General features: G+C 57.9%; 17 protein-coding genes and 1 tRNA gene. 16 read left to right on the forward strand and 2 right to left on the reverse strand.

The window, feature by feature from the left end; all coding sequences use genetic code 11:
• On the forward strand, positions 1 to 91 hold a 91-nt coding region (locus tag WNE31_RS17810; RefSeq protein ID WP_349980149.1), incomplete at its 5' end, for an EF-Tu C-terminal domain-related protein.
• Positions 92 to 300: 209 nt separating this feature from the next.
• On the opposite strand, the gene WNE31_RS17815 is transcribed toward WNE31_RS17810, so the two are convergent.
• Complete coding sequence (locus WNE31_RS17815; RefSeq protein WP_349981299.1) at positions 301 to 981, reverse strand: lysophospholipid acyltransferase family protein; 681 nt, start codon at positions 979 to 981, stop codon at positions 301 to 303.
• Between the two features lie 156 nt (positions 982 to 1,137).
• Between WNE31_RS17815 and WNE31_RS17820 the strand changes: the two genes are divergently transcribed.
• The 11 genes from WNE31_RS17820 to WNE31_RS17870 all read left to right on the forward strand — a co-directional run bounded on the left by WNE31_RS17820 (position 1,138) and on the right by WNE31_RS17870 (position 15,427).
• Positions 1,138 to 1,213: transfer RNA gene (locus WNE31_RS17820), tRNA-Trp, on the forward strand.
• Positions 1,214 to 1,461: 248 nt separating this feature from the next.
• Positions 1,462 to 1,935, forward strand: a complete 474-nt coding sequence (locus WNE31_RS17825) for a hypothetical protein (protein WP_349981300.1) — start codon at positions 1,462 to 1,464, stop codon at positions 1,933 to 1,935.
• A gap of 144 nt (positions 1,936 to 2,079) precedes the next feature.
• Entirely contained in the window at positions 2,080 to 2,277 is a 198-nt protein-coding gene (secE, locus tag WNE31_RS17830) for a preprotein translocase subunit SecE (RefSeq protein WP_349981301.1), read from the forward strand.
• A gap of 433 nt (positions 2,278 to 2,710) precedes the next feature.
• Positions 2,711 to 3,244: a transcription termination/antitermination protein NusG gene (nusG, locus tag WNE31_RS17835; protein ID WP_349981302.1), complete on the forward strand. Its 534-nt coding sequence runs from the start codon at positions 2,711 to 2,713 to the stop codon at positions 3,242 to 3,244.
• Between the two features lie 132 nt (positions 3,245 to 3,376).
• Entirely contained in the window at positions 3,377 to 3,802 is a 426-nt protein-coding gene (gene rplK / locus WNE31_RS17840) for a 50S ribosomal protein L11 (RefSeq protein WP_349981303.1), read from the forward strand.
• Positions 3,802 to 4,500 (forward strand): 50S ribosomal protein L1, encoded by a 699-nt coding sequence (rplA, locus tag WNE31_RS17845; RefSeq protein WP_349981304.1) that lies wholly within the window; start codon positions 3,802 to 3,804, stop codon positions 4,498 to 4,500. Before rplK ends, rplA begins: the two co-directional genes overlap by 1 nt.
• Positions 4,501 to 4,742: 242 nt before the next feature.
• Positions 4,743 to 5,261 carry a 50S ribosomal protein L10 gene (gene rplJ, locus WNE31_RS17850; protein ID WP_349981305.1) on the forward strand — a complete coding sequence of 173 codons (519 nt, stop codon included), beginning with the start codon at positions 4,743 to 4,745 and terminating at the stop codon, positions 5,259 to 5,261.
• 71 nt (positions 5,262 to 5,332) lie between these two features.
• Complete coding sequence (gene rplL, locus WNE31_RS17855; RefSeq protein WP_349981306.1) at positions 5,333 to 5,713, forward strand: 50S ribosomal protein L7/L12; 381 nt, start codon at positions 5,333 to 5,335, stop codon at positions 5,711 to 5,713.
• A gap of 243 nt (positions 5,714 to 5,956) precedes the next feature.
• Positions 5,957 to 10,093, forward strand: coding sequence for a DNA-directed RNA polymerase subunit beta (gene rpoB, locus WNE31_RS17860; protein ID WP_349981307.1), 4,137 nt, complete (start codon positions 5,957 to 5,959; stop codon positions 10,091 to 10,093).
• A 54-nt stretch (positions 10,094 to 10,147) separates the two neighbouring features.
• On the forward strand, positions 10,148 to 14,395 hold the full coding sequence (rpoC, locus tag WNE31_RS17865; RefSeq protein WP_349981308.1) for a DNA-directed RNA polymerase subunit beta': 4,248 nt from the start codon (positions 10,148 to 10,150) through the stop codon (positions 14,393 to 14,395).
• A 153-nt stretch (positions 14,396 to 14,548) separates the two neighbouring features.
• Positions 14,549 to 15,427 (forward strand): DMT family transporter, encoded by an 879-nt coding sequence (locus tag WNE31_RS17870; RefSeq protein WP_349981309.1) that lies wholly within the window; start codon positions 14,549 to 14,551, stop codon positions 15,425 to 15,427.
• Here WNE31_RS17870 and WNE31_RS17875 read toward each other — a convergent pair.
• Positions 15,405 to 16,208, reverse strand: coding sequence for a putative rhamnosyl transferase (locus WNE31_RS17875; RefSeq protein ID WP_349981312.1), 804 nt, complete (start codon positions 16,206 to 16,208; stop codon positions 15,405 to 15,407). The two genes, WNE31_RS17870 and WNE31_RS17875, sit on opposite strands and share 23 nt — an antisense overlap.
• Before the next feature lie 397 nt (positions 16,209 to 16,605).
• Here WNE31_RS17875 and rpsL point away from each other — a divergent pair, with 397 nt between their 5' ends.
• The 4 genes from rpsL to WNE31_RS17895 all read left to right on the forward strand — a co-directional run.
• Entirely contained in the window at positions 16,606 to 16,977 is a 372-nt protein-coding gene (rpsL, locus tag WNE31_RS17880) for a 30S ribosomal protein S12 (RefSeq protein ID WP_054000841.1), read from the forward strand.
• A 15-nt stretch (positions 16,978 to 16,992) separates the two neighbouring features.
• Positions 16,993 to 17,463: a 30S ribosomal protein S7 gene (rpsG, locus tag WNE31_RS17885; RefSeq protein WP_349981310.1), complete on the forward strand. Its 471-nt coding sequence runs from the start codon at positions 16,993 to 16,995 to the stop codon at positions 17,461 to 17,463.
• 21 nt (positions 17,464 to 17,484) lie between these two features.
• Positions 17,485 to 19,602: an elongation factor G gene (gene fusA / locus WNE31_RS17890; RefSeq protein ID WP_349981311.1), complete on the forward strand. Its 2,118-nt coding sequence runs from the start codon at positions 17,485 to 17,487 to the stop codon at positions 19,600 to 19,602.
• A gap of 54 nt (positions 19,603 to 19,656) precedes the next feature.
• Positions 19,657 to 19,781, forward strand: a 125-nt coding sequence (locus WNE31_RS17895) for a GTP-binding protein (RefSeq protein WP_231704078.1), incomplete at its 3' end; no start/stop codon positions are given.

A 19,781-nucleotide genomic window follows, 5' to 3' on the forward strand; every position in this document is an offset into this window, starting at 1 on the left:
GCCGATCGCGATGGAGCAGGGCCTGCGCTTTGCGATCCGCGAAGGCGGCCGCACCGTTGGTTCGGGCGTTGTGTCGAAGATCGTCGAGTAATCGACGATCCCGAGACGCACCCACAAGGATGTGTCGAAGATCGTCGAGTAATCGATGATCCCGAGACGCACCTACAAGGATGTGTCGAAGATCGTCGCGTAAGTCGACACCAGTCGAATGATAGAAAAGGCCGCCCTCGGGCGGCCTTTTTGTTTGGGCTGTTTTGAACTGTAACGCGAGACCCCGGCGAAGCCGCAGTTTTTGGGTGGTTAGCTCCGCACCATTTTATCGGCGCGGTCGCTCAGGGCGTTGAGGCTGTTCTCAAGGTCAAGGCGCAGGGCCTCTTCCTGTGCCGCGTCCATCTTGCGGGGTACCGGCGTTGTCCATTCCTCGCAAAGCAGCACGCCCTTGGCGCGTGGCCGCGGCACCCACATTTCGTCCCATGTCGGCAAGGCGCGCACATTGTCCGCGCTGAAGGTCACCACGAACACGCGTTTCTGGGCCGACCGCGCCCAGACGAGGGGCACGGTCGAACAGACCCGCGCAGGGCCGCGTGGCCCGTCTGCGGCAATGCCGATCGAATAGCCTTCCTTGATCTTGCGCAGGATCTGCCGCGACATGGTCACGTGGCGTTCGCGCGAATTCATGGAGATGGTTTCCATGCCGAACCGCGTCTGGAACTGCCCTGCCAGCCGCCCCGCCCGCGCCGCCGAGGTCAGGGTGAAAATCGGGCCCAACTCGGTTGGAAAGAGGTAAGGCGACATCATCAGGCGCTGGTGCCATAGCACCACGATCACCGGTTCCCCCGCGCGCAGCGAGTCTTCCATCGGCTCAAATCCGATCCGCTGCCATCTCGAACTGCGCCAGGCCTTGCGCACGCGACGTTCCAGAAGGCTGACGACCCAGGATTGCAACCGTTCACTGTCGGCGAGTTTCTTTCTGAGGCTCACGGTTCGTGGTTCTTTCCATAAAGGGGCAGGGGCGCCCCCGGTGCCAAGCGGTGTACTGCGTCCGGCATCGCCGCACAACCTTGTGGAAAACCGCAGTTGGAAGAGATTTTCCTCTTGAGTCCCGTTTCGTGCTGGCATAGGAACAGGCTCGGCCTTAGGGGTATAGCTCAGCTGGTAGAGCGACGGTCTCCAAAACCGTAGGTCGCGGGTTCGAACCCTGCTGCCCCTGCCATTTTCTCTACATGAACAAAACACTTCAACTTGCCGCGTCACGCGGGGGTATGATTCTGTCGTCTGGCCACATTCTTGCCCGAATATGACCCTGAAATGGCCCCAATTGTCCTTCAAATTGCCTTGATACATCCATGGATGTGCCGAGATTGGGTGCGCTGCCAATGAACCCGGTCTCGTTGGGGGAAACAGGCGTATGCAAAATCACGCTGAAATCTGCGTGCGCCCGAGACATGGGAAGTCGTTGCCATGACCAGGAAACACGGACTGTACCGGTCCGATGGTCAGCCTGCGCGCCAATACGGCGAAGAGATCATCGAACCGGGTGAAGCGTTTAACGAGGACACACTATCTGTCATTCGCGACCTTGTGGACGAGACCGCACAGCCTGCGGATCCGCCCGCATCAGAGCCGCATGAGGGCCTTTCGCAAAGCGGCCCGACGATCGCAACGCGCGCTGTTGACGCTGCCGCAGAAACCGAGGGGCAAACGCCCCCCGAACAGCGCGAGTGCGTTGTGTCCGGCGCACCGGCGCTGAAACCTCTTTTGCATTTCTCCGAGAAGAAACCGGATGACGGTCATAAGGTGCCGACCGATTGGGTGCGCAAGATGCATGAGGCTTCAGATCGACACACGCAAGGGTGTCTTGTCTGGCAGGTCGACCTTTATGCCCGTGGCGCAGCGCTTTTGATGCTTGTAGGTGTGGCGCTTTGGGTGTTCTGAGCGAGGCCGCATCCCCAGACGGCTGCGCGCGGGCAGGGGCATCGGGGGGAAATCCCCGGTGCCCTGGCAATGGGGCAAACAGCCCTTGAAATTCGTCGGCGTGCCGCGTATGTGAGCCTCTGATCCAGTCTAAGAAGAAGCATCATGGCCAAAACCAATCCGCTTACCTTTATCCAGCAGGTCCGTGCCGAGGTCTCCAAGGTCGTCTGGCCGACCCGCCGCGAAGTTCTTTTGACCACCGTCATGGTGTTCATCATGGCCGCGCTGACCGCCGTCTTCTTCTTCCTTGTGGATCTTCTGGTCAGAAGTGGCCTGCAAGGTATCCTGACCATCTTCGGTTAAGGGTCTACGCCCCCCCTTCTCGACTCTTGTAGTGTGGGCGGGGTTGGCCGGGCCGTTTCTCCTCGCCTGTGGCCAGTGCTAGGATGGCGCTCCTCCTCACTCTATACAGTTTGTAAACACGCATTTGGTCAAAACGCCTGGCTGGGTGCGGGACCACGCCGAATGCGCGTGGCCAAGAGTTTTGTACAAAACGCATATACCGGGGTGCGGGGTCGGTACAAACCGGGCAGTTCGCGGGTTTTCGCGTGACACGAGCTTTTTTACGGCGAGGCCTTGAATTCAATCGCTGTGGGAGGTAGATGACACCCCACTTCCTTAAATGGCGTGCGGCGATTCGTGTTGCGCGCCGGTTTTTTGTTGGGGAGAGGCCCTTTGGGGCAGGACTATTGGCAATGCGGTCTGTTGGCCGCTGAGTGACGGGAAGAACGATCTGATGGCGAAACGGTGGTATTCGGTAAGTGTTCTGTCGAACTTCGAGAAGAAGATCGCCGAGCAGATCCGCACGTCGGTTGCCGAAAATGGCCTTGAAGATCAAATTGATGAGGTCCTCGTTCCGACCGAGGAAGTGATCGAGGTGCGTCGTGGCAAGAAGGTCACGACCGAGCGCCGCTTCATGCCGGGCTATGTGCTCGTGCACATGGAGATGAGCGACCAGGGCTACCACCTAATCAACTCGATCAACCGCGTCACCGGCTTTCTTGGTCCGCAGGGCCGCCCGATGCCCATGCGCGACGCCGAAGTGAACGGCATTCTGAACCGCGTTCAGGAAGGTGAGGAAGCGCCCAAGTTGATGATCTCGTTCGAAGTGGGCGAGAAGGTCAAGGTCAACGATGGCCCGTTTGAAGATTTCGACGGGATGGTCGAAGAAGTTGATGAGGATAATCAACGTCTTAAGGTGACCGTTTCGATTTTTGGCCGGGAGACCCCGGTCGAACTGGAGTATACGCAGGTCACCAAGCAGGCCTGATGTAGCGCCGCCTTTCCGGTTCTGGGAAGCGGCAAGCGTGGGAGGCGAGCGCATCGCGATGCGCGGACTGGACCACACAACTGAGAGCCTGAGGGACGCGTCCCGAAGGTGTTGGAAAGAAGGAGAGGCCACATGGCCAAGAAACTCGCCGGCACGATGAAGCTGCAAGTGCCCGCCGGTCAAGCAAACCCGTCGCCGCCCGTTGGTCCGGCTCTGGGTCAGCGCGGTATCAACATCATGGAATTCTGCAAGGCGTTCAACGCCAAGACGCAGGACATGGAGCCTGGTGCGCCGTGCCCGACCGTGATCACCTATTATCAGGACAAGTCCTTCACCATGGACATCAAGACGCCGCCTGCGTCTTACTACCTGAAGAAAGCTGCCAAGCTGAAATCGGGCGCCAACAACCCCGGCCGTGAAACCGTTGGTTCGGTGACCACGAAACAGGTGAAAGAGATCGCGGAAGCGAAAATGAAAGACCTGAACGCGAACGACATCGATGCTGCCATGCAGATCATCCTCGGTTCGGCGCGCTCGATGGGCATCGAGGTGAAGTAATGGCTAAAGTTGGTAAGCGTACTGCCGCCGCGCGCGAAGCGTTCGCAGGAAAAGAAAACCTGACCGTCGAAGAAGCCGTGGCCCTTGTCAAAGGCACCGCCTCGGCCAAGTTCGACGAAACCCTCGAAATCGCAGTTCAGCTGGGTGTTGACCCGCGTCACGCAGACCAGATGGTTCGTGGCGTGGTTGGTCTGCCCAATGGCACCGGCAAAACCGTGCGCGTCGCCGTGTTTGCCCGTGGTCCGAAAGCAGAAGAAGCTCAGGCCGCTGGTGCGGACATCGTGGGCGCAGAAGATCTGATGGAAACCGTTCAAGGCGGCACCATCGAATTCGATCGCTGCATCGCGACCCCCGACATGATGCCGGTTGTCGGTCGTCTGGGTAAAGTCCTAGGTCCGCGCAACCTGATGCCGAACCCCAAAGTCGGCACCGTCACCATGGATGTGGCCGACGCTGTTGCCAAAGCCAAGGGCGGCGAAGTGCAGTTCAAGGTCGAAAAGGCCGGTGTTGTGCACGCAGGTCTGGGCAAGGTGTCGTTCGACGAAGCCAAGCTGGTTGAAAACGTGCGTGCCTTCATGGACGCCGTTCTCAAAGCCAAGCCGGCAGGTGCCAAAGGTGCCTATGTCAAGAAGATCGCTCTGAGCTCGACCATGGGCCCGGGCGTGACCATTGACGTCGACAACGCTGCAGCGCAGTAACAAGAATTCCTCGGGGCAACCCGAAGAATGGCGGGGCCGCCTACACTTGGCCCCGTCCTGTCCGAGACGGAGGGTGAGGGAAACCTCATAATTCCTTCCTGAGATGGGAAACGAGACGAGAACTTTCCGTAAGGTTTCGACCTTCGGGTGATCTGGCCTCGGGACCCGTAAAATGGACCCGAACGGTGGGGGAACCCGCCAAAACTGAGCCGGGGAGAGATCCCCAAATTTGGAGTAAAACTGTGGATAGAGCCCAGAAAGAAAAATTGGTCGAAGAGCTCGGCCAAATCTTCGAAAGCTCTGGCGTCGTAGTGGTTGCACACTACGCGGGCCTCACGGTTGCCGACATGCAGGACCTTCGCGCACGTGCACGTGAAGCGGGTGGTGCTGTACGTGTTGCCAAAAACAGGCTCGCCAAGATCGCCCTTGAGGGCAAGCCCTGCGAAAGCATGGCTGACCTTCTTTCGGGTATGACCGTTCTGACCTATTCCGAGGACCCTGTGGCAGCCGCCAAAGTGGCCGAGGACTTCGCCAAGACGAACAAAAAGTTCGAAATCATTGGCGGTGCAATGGGCGAGAACGCTCTGGACCGTGCCGGCGTAGAAGCCGTGTCGAAAATGCCTTCGCGCGAGGAGCTTATTGCTACCATCGCGGGCATGCTCGGCGCACCTGCTTCGAACATCGCTGGCGCAATTGGCGCACCTGCAAGCAACATCGCTGGCATTCTGTCGACCATCGAGGAAAAGGCAGAAGCTGCGTAAGCAACTTGAGAACCGCGTGTGGGTGAACGCCCGACGTTGGAACACATACTTAGAAACGGAAAGAGTCTAAAATGGCTGATCTGAAAGCACTCGCAGAAAGCATCGTGGGTCTGACCCTGCTGGAAGCACAAGAACTGAAAACCATCCTCAAAGACGAGTACGGCATCGAGCCGGCTGCTGGTGGCGCCGTAATGGTTGCTGGCCCCGCAGGCGACGCCGGTGGCGCAGCTGAGGAAGAGAAAACCGAATTCGACGTCATCCTGAAGTCGGCCGGCGCCTCGAAAATCAACGTCATCAAAGAAGTCCGCGGCATCACCGGCCTGGGCCTCAAAGAAGCCAAAGAGCTGGTCGAAGCCGGCGGCAAGGCTGTCAAAGAAGGCGTTTCGAAGGACGAAGCCGAAGAGATCAAAGGCAAGCTGGAAGCAGCTGGCGCCGAGGTCGAAGTCAAGTAATTGCTGCCGGGGTTTCCCCGGAGGTGATTTTAGGCTGGGTACGGGCATTCCCCGTGCCCAGCCGAACCTGTCTCAGAGAGAGCTTTTGCTGAAAGCCCTGCCTAAGACCAGGTTCAAAGATCGGGAGGCTTCCTTTGGGACGGAGGCCGGGAATTGATCGAATCTTAGGTCGTCTCGGATGGGGGCGATGCCGGGGCCCGACGGCAGGCGCACTCGCATGAGAATAGAAAGGTGATTTCGACCATGGCTCAAACCTACCTTGGCCAGAAACGTCTACGTAAATATTATGGCAAAATCCGCGAAGTGCTGGAGATGCCCAACCTGATCGAGGTCCAGAAGGCCTCGTATGATCTTTTCCTGCGCTCTGGTGATGCGGACCAGCCGACCGATGGCGAAGGCATCAAAGGCGTGTTCCAGTCGGTTTTCCCGATCAAAGATTTCAACGAAACCAGTGTTGTGGAATTCGTCAGCTACGAGCTGGAGAAGCCGAAATACGACGTTGAAGAATGCATGCAGCGCGACATGACCTATTCGGCACCGCTGAAGGTGACGCTGCGTCTGATCGTGTTTGATGTCGACGAAGACACTGGTGCGAAATCCGTCAAGGATATCAAGGAACAAGACGTTTTCATGGGCGATATGCCCCTGATGACCCCGAATGGCACCTTTGTTGTCAACGGCACCGAGCGTGTGATCGTTTCGCAGATGCACCGCTCGCCGGGCGTGTTCTTTGACCACGACAAGGGCAAAACCCATTCCTCGGGCAAACTGCTGTTCGCCTGCCGCATCATTCCCTACCGCGGCTCGTGGCTGGACTTCGAGTTCGACGCCAAGGATATCGTCTTTGCCCGTATCGACCGTCGCCGCAAACTGCCGGTCACGACATTGCTTTATGCGCTGGGTATGGATCAGGAAGGCATCATGGATGCCTACTATGACACCGTTGATTACAAACTTGAAAAGAACAAGGGCTGGGTCACCAAGTTCTTCCCCGAGCGTGTGCGCGGCACCCGTCCGACCTATGATCTCGTCGACGCCGCCACCGGTGAAGTGATTGCCGAAGCGGGCAAGAAAGTCACCCCGCGCGCGGTCAAGAAGATCATCGACGAAGGCAAGATCACCGATCTGCTGGTGCCCTTTGATCACATCGTCGGCAAATACGTCGCCAAGGATATCATCAACGAAGAAACCGGCGCGATCTATGTCGAGGCTGGTGACGAGTTGACGATGGAGTACGACAAGGACGGCGACGTGATTGGTGGCAGCCTGCACGATCTGCTGCAGGCCGGCATCACCGATATCCCGGTTCTGGACATCGACAACGTCAATGTCGGCCCGTACATGCGCAATACCATGGCGCAGGACAAGAACATGAACCGCGAAACCGCGCTCATGGATATCTACCGTGTCATGCGACCGGGCGAGCCGCCCACGGTCGAGGCCGCGTCGGCCCTGTTCGACACGCTGTTCTTCGACTCCGAGCGGTACGACCTGTCGGCCGTCGGTCGGGTGAAGATGAACATGCGTCTGGCACTGGATGCCGAAGACACCATGCGCACCCTGCGCAAGGAAGACATCGTGTCCTGCATCAAGGCGCTGGTTGAACTGCGTGACGGCAAAGGCGACGTGGACGACATTGACCACCTCGGCAACCGTCGTGTGCGCTCGGTTGGCGAACTGATGGAAAACCAGTACCGCGTTGGCCTGCTGCGTATGGAGCGCGCGATCAAGGAACGTATGTCGTCGGTCGAAATCGACACCGTCATGCCGCAAGACCTGATCAACGCGAAGCCTGCCGCGGCTGCGGTGCGTGAATTCTTCGGCTCGTCGCAGCTGTCGCAGTTCATGGACCAGACCAACCCGCTGTCGGAAGTCACCCACAAACGCCGTCTTTCGGCGCTTGGCCCGGGTGGTCTGACCCGTGAGCGTGCGGGCTTTGAGGTCCGCGACGTGCACCCGACCCACTATGGCCGGATGTGCCCGATTGAAACGCCTGAAGGGCCGAATATTGGTCTGATCAACTCGCTGGCGACGTTTGCCCGCGTGAACAAGTACGGTTTTATCGAGACACCGTATCGTGTCGTCAAAGACGCTAAAGTGACCGACGAAGTGCACTACATGTCGGCTACTGAAGAGATGCGCCACACCGTGGCGCAGGCGAACGCCAATCTGAATGAGGAAGGCAAGTTCGAAAACGATCTCGTTTCGACCCGTCAGAATGGCGACTACACGCTGGCACCGCGCGAGAATGTCGACCTCATCGACGTTTCGCCGAAACAGTTGGTGTCTGTTGCCGCCTCACTGATTCCGTTCCTCGAAAACGACGACGCCAACCGCGCTCTCATGGGCTCGAACATGCAACGTCAGGCCGTGCCGCTGCTGCGCGCAGAAGCGCCGCTGGTTGGGACCGGCATCGAAGAAATCGTGGCCCGCGACTCGGGCGCGGCCATCATGGCAACTCGCGCCGGTATCATCGACCAGGTTGATGCCCAGCGTATTGTTGTGCGTGCGACCGAAGATCTCGAACTGGGGGATGCGGGCGTGGATATCTACCGCATGCGCAAGTTCCAGCGTTCAAACCAGAACACCTGTATCAACCAGCGTCCGCTGGTGAAGGTGGGCGATACTGTGACCAAGGGTGAGGTAATCGCCGATGGTCCGTCGACCGATATCGGTGAACTGGCTTTGGGTAAAAACGTGGTCGTCGCGTTTATGCCTTGGAACGGCTACAACTACGAAGACTCGATCCTGATCTCGGAACGCATCGCGCGTGATGACGTCTTTACCTCGATCCACATCGAGGAATTCGAAGTTGCTGCACGTGATACCAAACTGGGGCCGGAAGAAATCACCCGCGACATCCCGAACGTCGGGGAAGAAGCGCTGCGCAACCTCGACGAGGCGGGCATCGTGTATATCGGTGCAGACGTTGAGCCGGGCGACATTCTGGTCGGTAAAATCACCCCCAAAGGTGAATCGCCGATGACTCCGGAAGAAAAGCTGCTGCGCGCCATCTTTGGTGAGAAAGCTTCTGACGTTCGCGATACTTCGCTGCGCGTGAAACCGGGTGACTTTGGCACCGTTGTCGAGGTTCGCGTCTTCAACCGCCACGGTGTGGAAAAAGACGAACGTGCCCTGCAGATCGAACGAGAAGAGGTCGAACGCCTGGCCCGTGACCGTGATGACGAGTTGGCGATCCTGGATCGCAACATCTATGCCCGTCTGAAAGGTCTGATCCTTGGCAAGACCGCTGTCAAAGGCCCCAAAGGTGTCAAAGCCGGTTCGGAAATCACCGAAGAGTTGCTGGATACGCTGACACGCGGCCAGTGGTGGCAACTGGCCCTCGAAGACGAGAAGGACGCTCAGATTGTCGAGGCTCTGAACGAGCAGTACGAGATCCAGAAACGCGCTCTGGACCACCGTTTCGAGGACAAGGTCGAAAAAGTCCGCCGTGGCGACGACCTGCCTCCGGGTGTTATGAAGATGGTCAAAGTCTTCATCGCCGTTAAGCGCAAGCTGCAGCCGGGCGATAAGATGGCCGGTCGTCACGGGAACAAAGGTGTGATTTCCAAGGTTGTTCCGATGGAAGACATGCCGTTCCTGGCCGATGGTACGCCGGTTGACTTCTGTCTGAACCCGCTGGGTGTGCCTTCGCGGATGAACGTCGGTCAGATCCTCGAAACCCATATGGGCTGGGCCGCACGTGGTTTGGGTCTGAACGTGGACGAAGCGCTGCAGGAATACCGTCGCTCGGGCGACCTGACGCCGGTACGCGAAGCGATGAAACTCGCCTATGGCGAAGATGTTTATGAAGAAGGCATCAGCGGCATGGATGAAGGCCAACTTCTGGAAAGCGCGGGCAACGTGACCCGTGGTGTGCCAATCGCAACGCCGGTCTTTGACGGCGCGAAAGAAGCAGACGTCAACGATGCGCTGGTGCGTGCCGGGTTCTCGCAATCGGGTCAGTCGATCCTGTTTGACGGTCGTACCGGCGAACAGTTTGCACGTCCGGTGACCGTGGGCATCAAGTACCTGCTCAAACTGCACCACCTGGTTGACGACAAGATTCACGCTCGGTCGACCGGTCCGTACTCGCTTGTGACCCAGCAGCCGCTGGGTGGTAAAGCGCAGTTCGGTGGTCAGCGTTTCGGGGAAATGGAGGTCTGGGCTCTGGAAGCTTACGGTGCCGCCTACACCCTGCAAGAGATGCTCACCGTGAAGTCGGATGACGTTGCTGGCCGGACAAAGGTCTATGAGTCGATCGTCAAGGGCGAGGATAACTTTGAAGCGGGCGTACCGGAATCGTTCAACGTTCTGGTGAAAGAAGTCCGCGGCCTCGGCCTGAACATGGAACTCCTGGATGCGGAGGTGGACGAGTAAGGGCGCAACGCCCTTACCCCATTATCCCTTCCGCACAAATTTGAGGACATCAAAATGAACCAGGAAATCACGAACAACCCGTTCAACCCGCTGACCCCGCCCAAAGTCTTCGACGAGATCAAAGTCTCGCTGGCATCGCCCGAGCGTATCCTGTCGTGGTCTTACGGTGAGATCAAAAAGCCGGAAACCATCAACTACCGTACGTTCAAACCTGAACGCGACGGTCTCTTCTGTGCGCGTATCTTTGGTCCGATCAAAGACTATGAATGTCTCTGCGGCAAATATAAACGCATGAAATATCGCGGTGTTGTCTGCGAAAAATGTGGTGTGGAAGTCACCCTTCAGAAAGTTCGTCGCGAGCGTATGGGCCACATCGAACTGGCCGCGCCCGTAGCGCATATCTGGTTCCTGAAATCGCTGCCGTCGCGTATCGGCCTGATGCTGGACATGACCCTGCGCGATCTGGAACGTGTTCTGTATTTTGAAAACTATGTTGTCATCGAGCCCGGTCTGACTGACCTGCAATACGGCCAGATGCTGACTGAAGAAGAGTACATGGATGCGCAGGACGCCTATGGCATGGACGCGTTCACCGCCAATATCGGCGCCGAAGCAATCCGCGAAATGCTGGCTGCGATCGACCTTGAGTCAGAAGCCGAACAGCTGCGCGCCGATCTGGCCGAAGCGACTGGGGAACTGAAACCTAAGAAGATCATCAAGCGTCTGAAAGTCGTTGAATCCTTCCTCGAGTCGGGCAACCGCCCCGAGTGGATGATCCTGACCGTGATCCCCGTGATCCCGCCGGAACTGCGCCCGCTGGTTCCGCTGGATGGTGGCCGCTTCGCGACCTCGGATTTGAACGACTTGTATCGTCGCGTGATCAACCGGAACAACCGTTTGAAGCGTCTGATCGAGCTGCGTGCGCCCGACATCATCGTTCGTAACGAAAAGCGGATGCTGCAGGAATCGGTTGATGCCCTCTTTGACAACGGCCGTCGTGGTCGCGTGATCACCGGTGCCAACAAGCGTCCGCTGAAATCGCTCTCGGACATGCTGAAAGGTAAGCAGGGCCGCTTCCGTCAGAACCTTCTGGGGAAACGCGTCGACTTCTCGGGTCGATCGGTCATTGTGACCGGTCCGGAACTCAAACTGCACCAGTGTGGTTTGCCCAAGAAGATGGCGTTGGAGCTCTTCAAGCCGTTCATCTACTCGCGTCTTGAAGCCAAAGGCCTGTCTTCGACCGTGAAACAAGCCAAGAAACTGGTTGAAAAAGAACGTCCCGAAGTCTGGGATATCTTGGACGAGGTGATCCGCGAACACCCCGTGATGCTGAACCGTGCGCCAACGCTGCACCGTCTTGGCATCCAGGCGTTCGAACCGGTTCTGATCGAAGGTAAGGCCATCCAGCTGCACCCACTCGTTTGTTCGGCGTTCAACGCGGACTTTGACGGTGACCAGATGGCTGTGCACGTGCCGCTCTCGCTGGAAGCCCAGCTTGAAGCGCGTGTTCTGATGATGTCGACAAACAACGTTCTGTCGCCCGCAAACGGCGCGCCGATCATCGTGCCTTCGCAGGATATGATTCTGGGCCTGTATTACACCACCATCATGCGCGAAGGCATGAAGGGCGAGGGCATGGTCTTCTCGTCTATTGACGAAGTGCGGTATGCGCTCGACTCGGGCGAGGTGCACCGTCACGCCAAGATCACCGCGCGGATCCCGCAGATCGACGAAAACGGCATGGAGATCATGAAGCGTTACGAGACCACGCCGGGCCGTGTGCTGCTTGGGGAACTGCTGCCGCAGAACACCAAGGCACCGTTCGATCTGGTCAACAAGCTGCTGCGGAAGAAAGACGTTCAGAACGTCATCGACACCGTCTATCGCTATTGCGGTCAGAAAGAGTCGGTCATCTTCTGTGATCAGATTATGTCGATGGGCTTTAAAGAAGCGTTCAAAGCCGGGATTTCGTTCGGCAAGGACGACATGGTCATCCCTGATGACAAATGGAGCATCGTCGATGACACCCGCGGCCAGGTAAAGGACTTTGAACAACAGTACATGGACGGCCTGATCACACAGGGCGAAAAGTACAACAAAGTTGTCGACGCCTGGTCGAAGTGTAACGATAAGGTCACCGACGCGATGATGAATACCATCTCGGCGCCCAAGCACGACGAGAATGGTGCCGAAGCGGAACCGAACTCGGTCTACATGATGGCGCACTCCGGTGCGCGGGGCTCGGTTACTCAGATGAAACAGCTGGGCGGGATGCGCGGCCTGATGGCCAAGCCGAACGGCGACATCATCGAGACACCCATCATCTCGAACTTTAAGGAAGGTCTGACCGTTCTTGAATACTTCAACTCGACCCACGGTGCCCGTAAGGGTCTGTCGGATACCGCGCTGAAGACTGCGAACTCGGGCTACCTGACCCGTCGTCTGGTGGACGTGGCGCAAGACTGTATCGTGCGTATGCAGGATTGCGGTACCGAGAACACCATCAGCGCTGAGGCCGCTGTGAACGACGGTGAAGTCGTGGCGTCGCTGGCCGAGCGTATTCTGGGCCGTGTGGCAGGTGAGGACATCATGCGTCCCGGCACCGATGAGGTGCTGGTTGCCAAGGGTGAACTGATCGACGAACGCATGGCAGATGCCATCGACGAAGCCGGCGTGGCTTCGGCGCGCATCCGGTCTCCGCTGACCTGTGAAGCCGAAGAAGGCGTCTGTGCCCAGTGTTACGGTCGTGACCTGGCGCGCGGTACACGCGTCAATGTCGGTGAAGCGGTCGGCATTATTGCGGCCCAGTCGATTGGTGAACCTGGTACGCAGCTGACGATGCGGACCTTCCACATCGGCGGTGTTGCGCAAGGTGGCCAACAGTCGTTCCTCGAGGCGTCGCAAGACGGCACCATCGAATTCGAGAACGCCAACGTTCTTGAAAACGAAAAGGGCGAAATCCTGGTCATGGGCCGCAACATGAAGCTCATCATCCGTGACGAAAACGGGGACGAACGCGCGAACCACAAGGTTGGCTATGGTTCGAAGCTGTTTGTCCGCGATGGCGAGGCGATTGCTCGTGGCGGCAAGCTGTTCGAATGGGATCCTTACACCCTGCCGATCCTTGCAGAAAAGTCGGGTACCGCGAAGTTCGTCGACCTTGTTTCGGGTATTGCCGTCCGTGACGAGACCGACGAAGCGACCGGTATGACCCAGAAGATCGTTGCCGACTGGCGTGCTGCGCCGAAAGGAAATGAACTGAAGCCGGAGATCATCTTGGTCGATGGAGACGGGGAACCGGTCCGCAATGATGCGGGCAATCCGGTACACTATCCGATGTCGGTGGACGCCATTCTGTCGGTTGAGGACGGTCAGGAAGTCAAAGCCGGTGACGTGGTTGCGCGTATTCCGCGCGAAGGCGCCAAGACCAAGGACATTACCGGTGGTCTGCCGCGTGTGGCCGAACTGTTTGAAGCACGTCGTCCCAAGGACCACGCAATCATCGCCGAAATCGATGGTTACGTACGCTTTGGCCGCGACTACAAGAACAAGCGTCGCATCGCGATCGAGCCGTCTGACGAGTCGATGGAAACCGTCGAGTACATGGTGCCCAAGGGCAAGCACATTCCTGTTCAGGAAGGTGACTTCGTCCAGAAGGGCGATTACATCATGGATGGTAACCCGGCCCCGCACGACATTCTGTCCATCATGGGTGTAGAAGCCCTGGCCGATTACATGATCGACGAGGTTCAGGACGTCTATCGCCTGCAAGGTGTGAAGATCAACGACAAGCACATCGAAGTGATCGTGCGCCAGATGCTGCAGAAGTGGGAGATCCTGGACTCGGGTGAAACCACGCTGCTCAAAGGCGAACATGTAGACAAGCAAGAGTTCGATCTGGCCAACGAGAAAGCCGCGGCAGAAGGCCGTCGTCTGGCGTCGGGCGAGCCGATCCTCTTGGGGATCACGAAGGCCTCGCTGCAGACCCGTTCGTTTATCTCGGCGGCGTCGTTCCAGGAAACCACCCGTGTTCTTACCGAGGCCTCTGTCCAAGGTAAGAAAGACAAGCTGGTCGGTCTGAAAGAGAACGTCATCGTGGGTCGTCTGATCCCGGCTGGGACCGGTGGCGCCACACAGCGCGTCCGTCGTATCGCACAGGATCGCGACAACGTGGTTCTGGAAGCACGTCGCGAAGAAGCTGAGGCTGCAGCGGCCTTGGCAGCTCCGACCGAGGACCTCTCGGCGGACGATGTGTTCGATAGCGGATTGGTGGAAACGCCCGAAAGTCGCGATCTGGACTGATCGTCGGTATCCAAGAAAACGAGGAAAGGCCCCCGTCATTGCGCCGGGGGCCTTTCTGGTTTTTGAGTACAGGGAAAGAGGTGAAGAATGGGGCTTGGTGATCTAAGAGGTGCGGTCTAGGGTCGTCTGGTTTTTTGGCGAGGAGGGGCAGGAGTGCATCTTTCGGACAACATGAAGGGGGCGGTGCTGATGATGTGCAGCATGGCGGCCTTCACCTTCAACGATACCTGCATCAAGTTGATCGGCCCCGAGATGCCCCTGTTTCAACTCTTGTTCCTGCGGGCCTGCCTGACCACGGTGCTGATTTATGCGATGGCGCGTAGCATGGGCGCGATCCGCTTGCGCCTGCCCGGCCGCGATTGGGCCCTGATCGGCTTGCGCACCGCGAGCGAGATCGGTGCGGCCTATTTCTTTATTACCGCCTTGATGCATATGCCGATTGGCAATGTGACCGCCGTGTTGCAGGTATTGCCCCTGACGGTGACCCTGGGCGGGGCGCTGTTGTTTGGCGAACAGGTGGGTTGGCGACGTATGACCGCTATTCTGATGGGTTTTGCCGGAATGCTGTTGATTGTGCGTCCCGGCCCCGAAGGGTTCGATCTATATTCCATTTATGCGCTGGCTGCCGTGGGCTGTGTGACTGCACGCGATCTTTCGACGCGCCGCATGTCCCGCGCTGTGCCGTCGATGACTGTGACACTGTCCGCGTCCGTCGGGATTCTCGCGTTTTCTGCGGTTGCGACGCTGGGCGAGACATGGGTGCCGGTGACACCGCGCGAAGCTGGGCTGCTGGCCGGCGCGTCGGTGTTCATCATCGGCGGATACCTGTTTTCGGTATTGGTCATGCGTGTCGGCGAAGTCGCCGTTGTGGCACCTTTCCGCTATACAGGCTTGCTCTGGGCGTTGCTGTTGGGCCTGTTGGTCTTTGGCGACTGGCCGGATCCTCTGACTCTGACAGGAGCGACCATTGTGGTGGCAACTGGTATTTTTACGCTTTACCGCGAGGGACTCATGCGCCGAAAACCGACTTGACGTGATCTGTCGTGATGCCAAAGCGCGCGGCGAATTCGGCCTCTTGCTCTTTGCTCAGGGGCTCGACCGGAACGGGGCGCACCTTTTTCTGGCGCGAGTCATTGTATCCGTTATGGCTGCGGACCCACATCGGTTCTTCACCATAGCTGACCACAGGCATGAACCGGTTCAGGCGTTCATGGGCGAAATTCATGATGGTCAACCCGTCATTGCCCCGTACATACATGCCAAGCGACGCGACATAGAGCTGACGGTAGATCTGGGTGGCGCTGATGCCGACTGCGTCAAATTCGGCGACATAGCCATTATGCCAGTCAAAGCCGACGGTCCGGTTTTTTTTGCAAAGCTTGGCCGCGTCATCGGCCGCCTCGCGCAGCAACCGGACGAAATCGACGGACACGGCGTCGTCGTCGTCATAACGAAACTGAAGACAGGGTTCTGACGGATCGCGACGCGCCTCGTTCAAGATACGCTTCATGATCGGGCGCTGTTGTTCCGGGGCCTCGGCGCGGATCTGGACCTGTGGCATGTCCGAGGTCAGATCCAGCAGACGTTCGACATGTTTACGGGGCAACTGGTCCCCGATTACGATCACAAGGTCAAAGTTTGGGTCCGTTTGCTGGCGCAGGCAGGGCAGGGCGACTGTTTCAAGAAGGCGGAACCGTTCTTCCAGCCGGTCCTCGGCGTAGAGATAGGCAATTCTGTCCTCCAGCGTGTCATGTTCTACCTGGAACCCGCCGATTGCGGGATAGGAAAACCGACACAATCCAATGACCTGCATGTCCGAGCTTTTCATGGGCGTCCCTGTAAATGACATGTTTTGCGACGCCGGTTCCATCTCGGGACGGAGCGTCTTATAAAAATGTGGTTTCTGATTGCGGGCACGAAATGGCCCACGCTGCCAAAGTGCATCAGGGGGCGGCTGTTGACAAGCGGGGCGACTCCCCATATATCGCGCGTCATCCGGCTTAGGGGGGCGCCCCTTAATGTGCCGATATCAAAACTGTAGTGGTCAAGGTCCGAGCTACTTTGAAGCTTGCACCCTCTGTTACAACACCGCGTCGTTCGCCTCGGAATGGGAACGTTCGCGGGTTTTTCGCTTGTGGACGCACAGGCTGACAAATCAACCGCATGGGGCTTGCCTCGTGCAGCACATGTAGGAAACGGGAAGAGACCCAATGCCAACGATTCAACAGCTGATCCGCAAGCCGCGTCAGCCCAAAATCAAGCGCTCGAAGTCGCAGCACCTCGAGCAATGCCCCCAGAAGCGCGGCGTATGCACCCGCGTTTACACCACCACCCCGAAGAAACCGAACTCGGCTATGCGTAAAGTTGCGAAGGTGCGCCTGACCAACGGTTACGAAGTCATTTCGTATATCCCGGGTGAAAGCCACAACCTGCAAGAGCACTCGGTTGTTCTGATCCGCGGCGGTCGTGTGAAAGACCTTCCGGGTGTCCGTTACCACATCCTGCGCGGTGTTCTGGATACCCAAGGCGTCAAAGATCGTAAGCAACGTCGTTCGAAGTACGGCGCGAAGCGTCCTAAGTAAGAAGGATAACAGAACATGTCTCGTCGTCACGCTGCTGAGAAGCGCGAAGTACTGCCCGACGCCAAATACGGCGACCGCGTACTCTCGAAGTTCATGAACAACCTGATGATCGACGGTAAAAAGTCGGTTGCAGAGAAAATCGTCTACAACGCGCTGGATCGTGTTGAAGGCAAAGTCAAGCGCGCCCCCGTGGAAGTCTTCCACGAAGCCCTGGACAACATCAAACCCGCCGTCGAGGTTCGCTCGCGTCGTGTGGGTGGTGCGACCTATCAGGTGCCGGTTGAGGTGCGCCCCGAGCGCCGTGAAGCCCTGGCCATCCGCTGGCTGATCACCGCTTCGCGCTCGCGCAACGAAAACACCATGGAAGAACGCCTTGCAGGTGAACTTCTGGACGCCGTGAACTCGCGCGGTGCCGCCGTCAAGAAGCGGGAAGACACTCACAAGATGGCCGAGGCGAACAAAGCCTTCAGCCATTATCGCTGGTAATCCTTCAGAGGCTATAGACCAATGGCACGCGAATATCCGCTCGAACTATACCGCAACTTCGGTATCATGGCGCACATCGATGCAGGCAAAACCACCTGCTCGGAACGTATCCTGTATTACACCGGCAAATCCCACAACATCGGTGAGGTGCACGATGGTGCAGCCACCATGGACTGGATGGAGCAGGAACAGGAACGCGGCATCACCATCACTTCGGCTGCAACCACCACTTTCTGGGAACGCACCGAAGACGGTAAAACTGCCGATACCCCCAAACACCGTCTGAACATCATCGACACCCCCGGCCACGTTGACTTCACCATTGAAGTTGAGCGTTCGCTGGCGGTTCTCGATGGTGCTGTCTGTGTTCTGGACGCCAACGCCGGTGTTGAACCCCAAACCGAAACCGTGTGGCGTCAGGCTGACCGCTACAAGGTTCCGCGCATGGTGTTCGTCAACAAGATGGACAAGATCGGCGCCGACTTCTTCAACTGTGTGCGCATGATCGAAGACCGTACTGGCACGACCGCTGTTCCCGTCGGTATTCCGATCGGCGCAGAATCCGAGCTGGAAGGTTTGATCGACCTGATCACCATGGAAGAATGGCTGTGGCAAGGGGAAGACCTTGGCGCATCGTGGGTCAAAGTACCGGTCCGCGACGAGCTGAAAGACATGGCCGAAGAATGGCGCGGCAAGATGATCGAAGCGGCCGTCGAAATGGACGACGACGCGATGATGGAATACCTGGAAGGCAACGAACCCGACGTGCCGACTCTGCGCAAACTGTTGCGCAAAGGTACTCTTGAACTGGCCTTCGTTCCGGTTCTGGGTGGCTCGGCGTTCAAGAACAAAGGCGTCCAGCCTCTGCTCAACGCAGTGATCGACTTCCTGCCCAGCCCGCTGGACGTTGTCGACTACATGGGCTTCAAACCCGGTGACGAATCCGAAACCCGTAACATTGCCCGCCGTGCGGACGATGACATGGCGTTCTCGGGGCTGGCGTTCAAAATCATGAACGACCCCTTCGTTGGCTCGCTGACCTTTACCCGCATCTACTCGGGTGTCCTGAACAAGGGTGACACGCTCTTGAACTCGACCAAAGGCAAGAAAGAGCGCGTTGGCCGGATGATGATGATGCACTCGAACGACCGTGAGGAAATCACGGAAGCGTTCGCAGGCGACATTATCGCGCTGGCAGGACTGAAAGACACCACGACCGGTGACACGCTCTGCGCCGTCAACGATCCGGTGGTTCTTGAAACCATGACCTTCCCCGATCCGGTGATCGAGATCGCGGTCGAGCCCAAGACCAAAGCCGACCAAGAGAAAATGTCGCAAGGTCTGGGCCGTCTGGCTGCAGAAGACCCGTCTTTCCGCGTCGAAACCGACCTCGAGTCGGGCCAGACCATCATGAAAGGCATGGGCGAACTTCACCTCGACATCTTGGTGGACCGTCTGAAGCGTGAATTCAAAGTGGAAGCAAACATCGGTGCGCCGCAGGTTGCTTATCGCGAGACCATCTCGAAAGAGGTCGAGCACACTTACACGCACAAGAAACAGTCGGGTGGTTCGGGTCAGTTCGGTGAGGTCAAACTCATCATCACCCCGACCGAGCCGGGCGAAGGGTACTCGTTCGAGAGCCGCATCGTTGGTGGTTCTGTTCCGAAGGAATATATCCCCGGTGTTGAAAAAGGCATCCAGTCCGTCATGGATAGCGGTCCGCTGGCCGGCTTCCCCGTGATCGACTTCAAGGTCGCCCTGATCGACGGTAAGTTCCACGACGTTGACTCGAGCGTTCTGGCCTTCGAAATCGCAGCACGTATGTGCATGCGTGAAGGCATGAAACTGGCAGGCGCCAAGCTGCTTGAGCCGGTCATGAAAGTCGAGGTGATCACCCCGGAAGAATATACCGGCGGTATCATCGGCGATCTGACCTCGCGTCGCGGTCAGGTTTCGGGTCAGGAACCGCGTGGCAACGCGATCGCGATCGACGCGTTCGTGCCGCTGGCAAACATGTTCGGCTACATCAATACCTTGCGGTCGATGTCGTCGGGTCGTGCCCAGTTCACCATGCAGTTCGACCACTACGATCCGGTTCCGTCGAACATCTCGGAAGAAATTCAGGCAAAATACGCCTAAACGAAATTGGGGAAGCGGGCGGCCGCTTCCCTCTCCAACATCAAGGAGGCCATTATGGCTAAGGAAAAGTTTGAACGCAGCAAACCGCACTGCAACATCGGCACCATCGGTCACGTTGACCACGGTAAAACCACGCTGACCGCAGCGATCACCAAGCAATTTGGTGACTTCAAAGCCTA

Source organism: Shimia fortis (genome assembly GCF_040225985.1).
Classification (GTDB): domain Bacteria; phylum Pseudomonadota; class Alphaproteobacteria; order Rhodobacterales; family Rhodobacteraceae; genus Shimia.